Origin of the sequence: Thioalkalivibrio sp. ALMg13-2 (assembly GCF_000381185.1) — a bacterium.
GTDB lineage: Bacteria > Pseudomonadota > Gammaproteobacteria > Ectothiorhodospirales > Ectothiorhodospiraceae > Thioalkalivibrio > Thioalkalivibrio versutus.
In genome coordinates, this window is sequence record NZ_KB906148.1 from 1 (window position 1) to 5,574 (window position 5,574).

Below are 5,574 nucleotides of genomic sequence, written 5' to 3' on the forward strand. Positions count from 1 at the left end.
GGGTTGAGCCCCTGCGCCGTGCTATTCGAGCCTTCGGAAAGGGCGGGTTTGGCGAGGGTGAAACGTGGGTGGGCCGAGCAGACTGCATCGCAAGCTCGAGCGGGAGTGCGGCGTCGAACGTCGGTGGTAAGGGGTTTGGCGTCCGGCCGTCCGGGGGTTGAGAAACGCTATGCGCTCGTGACACTCGCAGCGGCGGGGGGGGGTCTCAGAGGTATTTCTTGAAGCTCGAAGCCGTAATGGCGATGGTGATCGCATTGAGCAGGGCGAACGGGAGAATGACCCAATTCGGGTGGACCGAAAACGGCAGTGCGAGGTAGACCACCCAGGCCATGGCGATCGAGGGCGCCATCAGCCGTTTCGCGTGGTGGTAGACGAACGACGATTCGCGGCCACCCCCCCAGCGGCGCAGATCGCGCTGCACGAGTCCATCGACCAGGGCGACCATGGCGAACAGGACGAACACCGGCATGGCGAGGGTCAGCACCCCCAGGCGGAGGGCGAAGACCTGCGTGATCGCCATGCCGGCCAGGACATAAGGCTCAATGGAGTGATACCCGTTGCGCAGAGAGTGCACGATCCGGCCATCCTCGGGGTGCGCGGGAATCGACAGCCACTCCACGAGCGAGTGGATCCCCGTGTACTCAAACAGGAAGCGATAGGACACCTCCGCGAAGCTGCGCGCGTAGCCCCCTGGATCCGCGGTCAACATGGACTGACGAAAGTCCTCGTTGAGGTAGCCGATCTCGCGTTCGAGCATCTGCTGGCTGTGCTGGATGCCTTGCTCCGGCCAGATCCAGGTCATGCCGACCCATTCCGCCACCAGGGAAAACAGCAACGCCGCGAGCAACCACAGGACGATCTGGCCCGCGAGGTTCAGCGTTCGCCCGATCAGCCCCGGGTCGCGCTGCTGCGCGGGGTGACTCGATGTCTGCCGGCGTGCGCTCGCCATCAGGCGGGTTCCTGCGGGGCGACCGGCATGGCGGTGTCCTGCCACCAGTGCTCGGCGGTGGTGTAATCGCGCTGCATGCGCTCGGCGATGTCGGTGAGCGACCCGGGCATCACCGGGTCCGCCTTACTGTCCGGGAGCGGCATGCGGATCTTCCAGAGCTGCCCCCCCTCGATCAGGGCGAACGCCTGACCCTTGGGCAGGGTGACGATGTCGGACGGTGTGAGCAGCGGGACCTCGGTTACCGTGATGCGGTCTTCGTTGCGGCTGGAGAAGTGCTGGTCGGATTCGGGATCGGCCGAATCGTTGGTGCCGGATACCTGCATGAGCGTGTTGATCTCGACCTGCGGAAGCTGCTCGGTGAGCATTTCGGCCGTCTCGTACTCCTTCACCCTGAGCATGACCAGCGTGTTGAAGTTACCGGCCACCTGGCCGGCCTTGGGCTTGGATCCGATCCGGGCCTCGACGTCGGACCAGGTCTGCGTATAGGCCGTGACCTGGAACCCCGCGCCACCGGCCTTGTTCAGCAGAGGGATGAACTCGTCGCCGATCAGCTCGTTGAACTCGTCCGCATGCACGTTGACGGTCGGGAGCCCCGACCGACCACCATCCGGTAGCCCGTCGTCCTGCCCATGCTTGTACAGCTGGCCCGCGACGGAGCAGAGATCCGCGAACATCGAGTTGCCCACGGCCGCCGCCACGTCGGCATCCGAGAGCGCGTCGAGGCCCACGTAGACGATGCCGCCGGTGCGGATGATCTCCCGCCAGGAGAAGATCGGGCGCGGATCGTCGGTGTCGAGATAGTCGGGGGCGATCAGCTCCGCCGTCTTGCCGGTGGTCAGCTTTTCCATCAGGGGGAGCAGCGAAGCCACGATCTTGTCGAAATAGGTCTTGTCGTACTCGAAGGCGCTGCGCAGGCCGTCGGCGACCGGGTCGAACAGCCCCTGCTCCTTGGCGTAGAGCATCAGGGCGACGGCCCGCTTGTCCCGCCCCTGAAGGTTGCGCGGTAGCTGGCGTTCGTTGGTGTTGGCCTCGCGCCGCCCCACTTCCTCTTTCCAGCCTTCGGGGGCCACGCTGGGGAGCCAGTGCTCGTAGTATTCGATCAGCAGCGGCTCGATGTAGGTGATGTGCCGGAGGATCTGTTGGTAATCCGGGCGTCGGCCCAGGGCCACGATCGCCTGAGAAACGATGTTCACGAATCGCCAGGCGAACTCCTTGAAGGCGGCGCTGTTGCCTTCGCTCGGGAGCTGGTTCGAGACACGGGTGGCGACCTCGGTAATGCGGCTGAACGACCCGACGGCGTTGTAGCGTGCCGAGTGGTCGGGGTAGCCCAGGTGAAACATATAGAACTGGTCTTCGCGCCCTGCGCGCCGGGCCTCCGCATACATCCGCTTGAGCAGCTCGGCATCCCCCTTGGGGTCGATCACGATGGTGACGTCGCCGCGCCGGATGTCCTGAGTGATCAGGACTTCGGCCAGTCGAGTCTTGCCCACTCGGGTCGTACCCAGGACGAGGGTGTGCCCCACGCGCTCACCGAGATCCGTCCAGGCATCTTCCTCATCCGGCTCAACGGCGTGCAGCGCGGGTTTTCCCCCCACGGGAGGCAGAGGGGCCAGGGGGTTCCACCAGGACCGTTTCCCGAGTGCGCGCGCAATGCCGCGCAGCCCGGGGGTGGACTCCCACTGGACCTCCTTGCGCCGCGCCCAGCGGTACAGGTGGCCGGGATCCACGTAATGCTGGACCTCCGGTCGGATCGTGTCCCGCAGGCGCTGCGTGTGCTTCTGTGTCCAGCGGAACCCCCGTCCGAGGTAGAGCTTGCGGCGCGAGACGGGGATCTGTTTCGCGCTCATGGAAAACTCGGGCAGCTGTCGGAGGTGGCGGTGATACCGCACGATCCGCCACCCCTGTCGCGCCCGGTGCACGGCCAGTGCCCCGAGCATCGCCGCCGCGACCCAGGCGATCGAGGGGGTCATCATCAGGGCCCAGGGCGCGGCGACCGCGATGACGGCGGCGGCGCCGGCCACAAAGGCGGAGTAGAACTCGACCGGCGGCCGTAGCAGGGCCTCGACGGGCAGCTGGCTCATTGTTCGATCCCCTCGCGCGAGATCAGGACCGGGTAGACGTCGAGCTGCAACCGCTCGGCGAGATCATCGCCGTGCGAGAGCTGGACCGGGATCCCGTGCGCGGTGTCGCGCACCCGTTCAAGGTCCTCGGGGGTCTCCGCCTGAACGAGCATGCACACGGCCCCCGCCTGCATGAGCGCGACCCGGTGGTGTTCCAGCCAGGCGAGCGATTGCGGATCCGAGCCCACCAAACAGAGTGGGCGCGGCATGTGCTGAAGCGTCTCGCGGACATGCGCCGGCGGCTGTCCCTGCAGGGGTGCCACGCGCAAGCGGGAGGGTTCGATGGGCAGCATGCGCTCGGCCGCGTCGTTCAACGGGGGGAGTGCGGCCGTATTGCGAGGTGTGGGCTCATCGGCGCCCTCCAGGCGCTCCAGGTAGGGGGCCGCCGGACGGCCCTCGCCCGTATCGAGGATCACCTCCAGGGCCTGCGCAGAGGCAGAGACGAAGAGAAGGGGCAGCAGGACGGCCAGGGGGGACTTCACGATCACGGCAGAGCCTCCAGATGGTGTTGGACGCGGGCCCGGTGGCGGGCGGCGTTGGTGGTGTTCGAGGGCGCGTGATAGAGGCCGCTGGCTTCCAGCCAGTGGCCGCTGCGTTCGTACTGCTCTCGCAGGATCGCGGCACCGATGCGGAGGTTGCGATAGGGGTCGAGGGCCCGCGCCGGGTCCTGGAGACGAGCCTCGTGCCAGCGCCAGTTGACCTGCATGAGTCCTATATCGATGTTCCGCTTCCCGGCCGCGAGGTGGCGCTCCAGGGCGTCCAGCGCCTCCCGGTACGTGCGGTATCGCTCCGGCCGCCCACCCACGTTGAGGGTCCAGGGCCACGGCCGCGCGGCACCCGTGGACAGCCGTGCGCCGGATTCGGCGGCGGCGAGGGCGTACAGGACATCGGCCGGAACACCCTCGGCCTGAGCGACGCGGTGGTAGCCTTCAGGAACGCCGGCTGCCGCCCGGGTCGCGAGCGTTAGGGCAAGACCGGCTGCCAGCGCTGCCCGGATTGCCGCAACAGCGAGGGCGTGTCGTGATCGGCCAGCGTGCCGTCGTCGTGATTGAGAGTGATACGACCGGCTCGCACCAGGTCGATCGGGACCGTGTTCTCCGCCGCCCATCGGCGCACCTCCTGATCCGCATCGGTATCCGTCAGAAAGACGTCCAGCCGCCACTGTGCCCCGTCCTGCAAGCGCTCCACGGCGCGTTCCAGGATGTCCCCGCAGCGGCCGCAGTCGCGGGCGGCGACCAGAACCACGCGATCATCCGCACCGAGGTCGTCCAGGGTGGGCGTACTCGGCTCACTCATGCGGGGCGTGGTACCCGTCGCGGAGCCGGACCGATCACGCGGCTCGATCAGCACCCGATCCGGGTAGAGGCGATCCCACGCGGCATCGTAGGCATGCTGGAAGGCCAGTTCTCCGGTGACGCGATCACGCTCCTGCTCCACGGCCAGCTCGGCGTAGTACCGACGTTCGCGCTCGGTCTCCGCATGAATCCCCAGGACCCATATCGGGTCCAGATCCGGCGACCAGAGTCCCCGTGGACCCTCCATGATGGCGTCGTAGCGTTCCCACTCGGCGTCGGAGAGATCCCAATGCTGTGTCCGGGCCGGTGCCGTTTCGACGCCTTCGGACGCTCGGGCCTCGGCGCGGGTCGCGTCGGACTCGACCGAACTGGCCTGAACGGTGCCGGACAGTCCGGCCGTCACCAGCAACGCGATCACGGAGTAGCGAGGCCGGGTCATGGGTGCCCCCGCATGCAGGGGCGCCCATCAATGAAATAGACCCGCTGTTCCCATTTGGACGAAAGATCGGCTTCGACCCGGGTCCGCTCGGCGACCCGGTCAAGGCAGGTCGGCGGCGGCTCGGGAATCGCGACGGGCTCGACGGGGGGCGGATCGGGTGTCACCTCGGGTTCCGGCTCGTGCGTGGCCGCGATGACGCCGACTCCAATCAACAGCAAAACGACAGCTCCACCCATGATGGTCTCCTGCTCCTACTCGTCGTGGATGGCGAGGGCGTGCATGAACCCGCGTGGATGCCGGAGGACCGCGACACCTGCGTCCGGATCGAGGCTTTCCAGCGTCCATTGCCCGTAGCGCCCGCCCACGCGGATGCGCTCGCGGCCACTCGCGCCTTCCAGGATGGCGAAGTGGCGAGCCCCCCAGTGTTCGATACCCGTCAGGGTGGCGTTCGGTTCGGGGGTTTCAGGCGTTTCCTCCAGGCGGGCGACGCGGCGCTGCGTGGCGTTCAGATCGCCCCTCAGCGCCTCGACGGGCTCCATGGCCTCCGAGGATTCCACCTCGGCGCGCAGGTCCATCAGTTCACCCTGCAGGGCCTCCAGTCGGTCGGTCACGGTCTGATCCGGTCCCTGGTTGTCGATCGCGGACTCCAGCCCGTCGAGCTTCTCGCGGAAGTCGCGTTGCTCGGAGCGCAGCGCGCGCAGATCCTCGTCCTGACTGGCGACCCGTGCCTCCAGGGAGGCGAGCAGCATTTCCAGTTCGTTAAAGTGGCTC

The 5,574-nt window shown here is 67.3% G+C and carries 7 protein-coding genes; all 7 read right to left on the minus strand.

What is annotated here, in order from left to right:
• Nucleotides 1–205 precede the first annotated feature (205 nt).
• Nucleotides 206–949, minus strand: coding sequence for a TIGR03747 family integrating conjugative element membrane protein (locus tag F618_RS0114405; protein WP_018948389.1), 744 nt, complete (start codon nt 947–949; stop codon nt 206–208).
• Entirely contained in the window at nt 949–3,030 is a 2,082-nt protein-coding gene (gene traD, locus F618_RS0114410; RefSeq protein ID WP_019568992.1) for a type IV conjugative transfer system coupling protein TraD, read from the minus strand. The genes F618_RS0114405 and traD overlap by 1 nt, the downstream gene beginning before the upstream one ends.
• On the minus strand, nt 3,027–3,557 hold the full coding sequence (locus F618_RS0114415; protein ID WP_019568993.1) for a PFL_4695 family integrating conjugative element protein: 531 nt from the start codon (nt 3,555–3,557) through the stop codon (nt 3,027–3,029). The genes traD and F618_RS0114415 overlap by 4 nt, the downstream gene beginning before the upstream one ends.
• Nucleotides 3,554–4,066: a transglycosylase SLT domain-containing protein gene (locus tag F618_RS15865; RefSeq protein ID WP_081620929.1), complete on the minus strand. Its 513-nt coding sequence runs from the start codon at nt 4,064–4,066 to the stop codon at nt 3,554–3,556. Before F618_RS15865 ends, F618_RS0114415 begins: the two co-directional genes overlap by 4 nt.
• A complete protein-coding gene (locus F618_RS0114425) occupies nt 4,033–4,803 on the minus strand; it encodes a TIGR03759 family integrating conjugative element protein (protein WP_019568995.1) in 771 nt (256 codons plus the stop codon). Before F618_RS0114425 ends, F618_RS15865 begins: the two co-directional genes overlap by 34 nt.
• Nucleotides 4,800–5,039, minus strand: a complete 240-nt coding sequence (locus F618_RS0114430; protein WP_019568996.1) for a hypothetical protein — start codon at nt 5,037–5,039, stop codon at nt 4,800–4,802. Before F618_RS0114430 ends, F618_RS0114425 begins: the two co-directional genes overlap by 4 nt.
• A 15-nt stretch (nt 5,040–5,054) precedes the next feature.
• A partial coding sequence (locus tag F618_RS0114435) for a hypothetical protein (RefSeq protein WP_026331254.1) occupies nt 5,055–5,574 on the minus strand: 520 nt, incomplete at its 5' end.

Bases quoted from the DNA above. Each gene is read 5' to 3' on its own strand.
- F618_RS0114405 (WP_018948389.1), bottom strand. From the start codon at position 949: ATGGCGAGCGCACGCCGGCAGACATCGAGTCACCCCGCGCAGCAGCGC.
- traD (WP_019568992.1), bottom strand. From the start codon at position 3,030: ATGAGCCAGCTGCCCGTCGAGGCCCTGCTACGGCCGCCGGTCGAGTTC.
- F618_RS0114425 (WP_019568995.1), bottom strand. From the start codon at position 4,803: ATGACCCGGCCTCGCTACTCCGTGATCGCGTTGCTGGTGACGGCCGGA.
- F618_RS0114430 (WP_019568996.1), bottom strand. From the start codon at position 5,039: ATGGGTGGAGCTGTCGTTTTGCTGTTGATTGGAGTCGGCGTCATCGCG.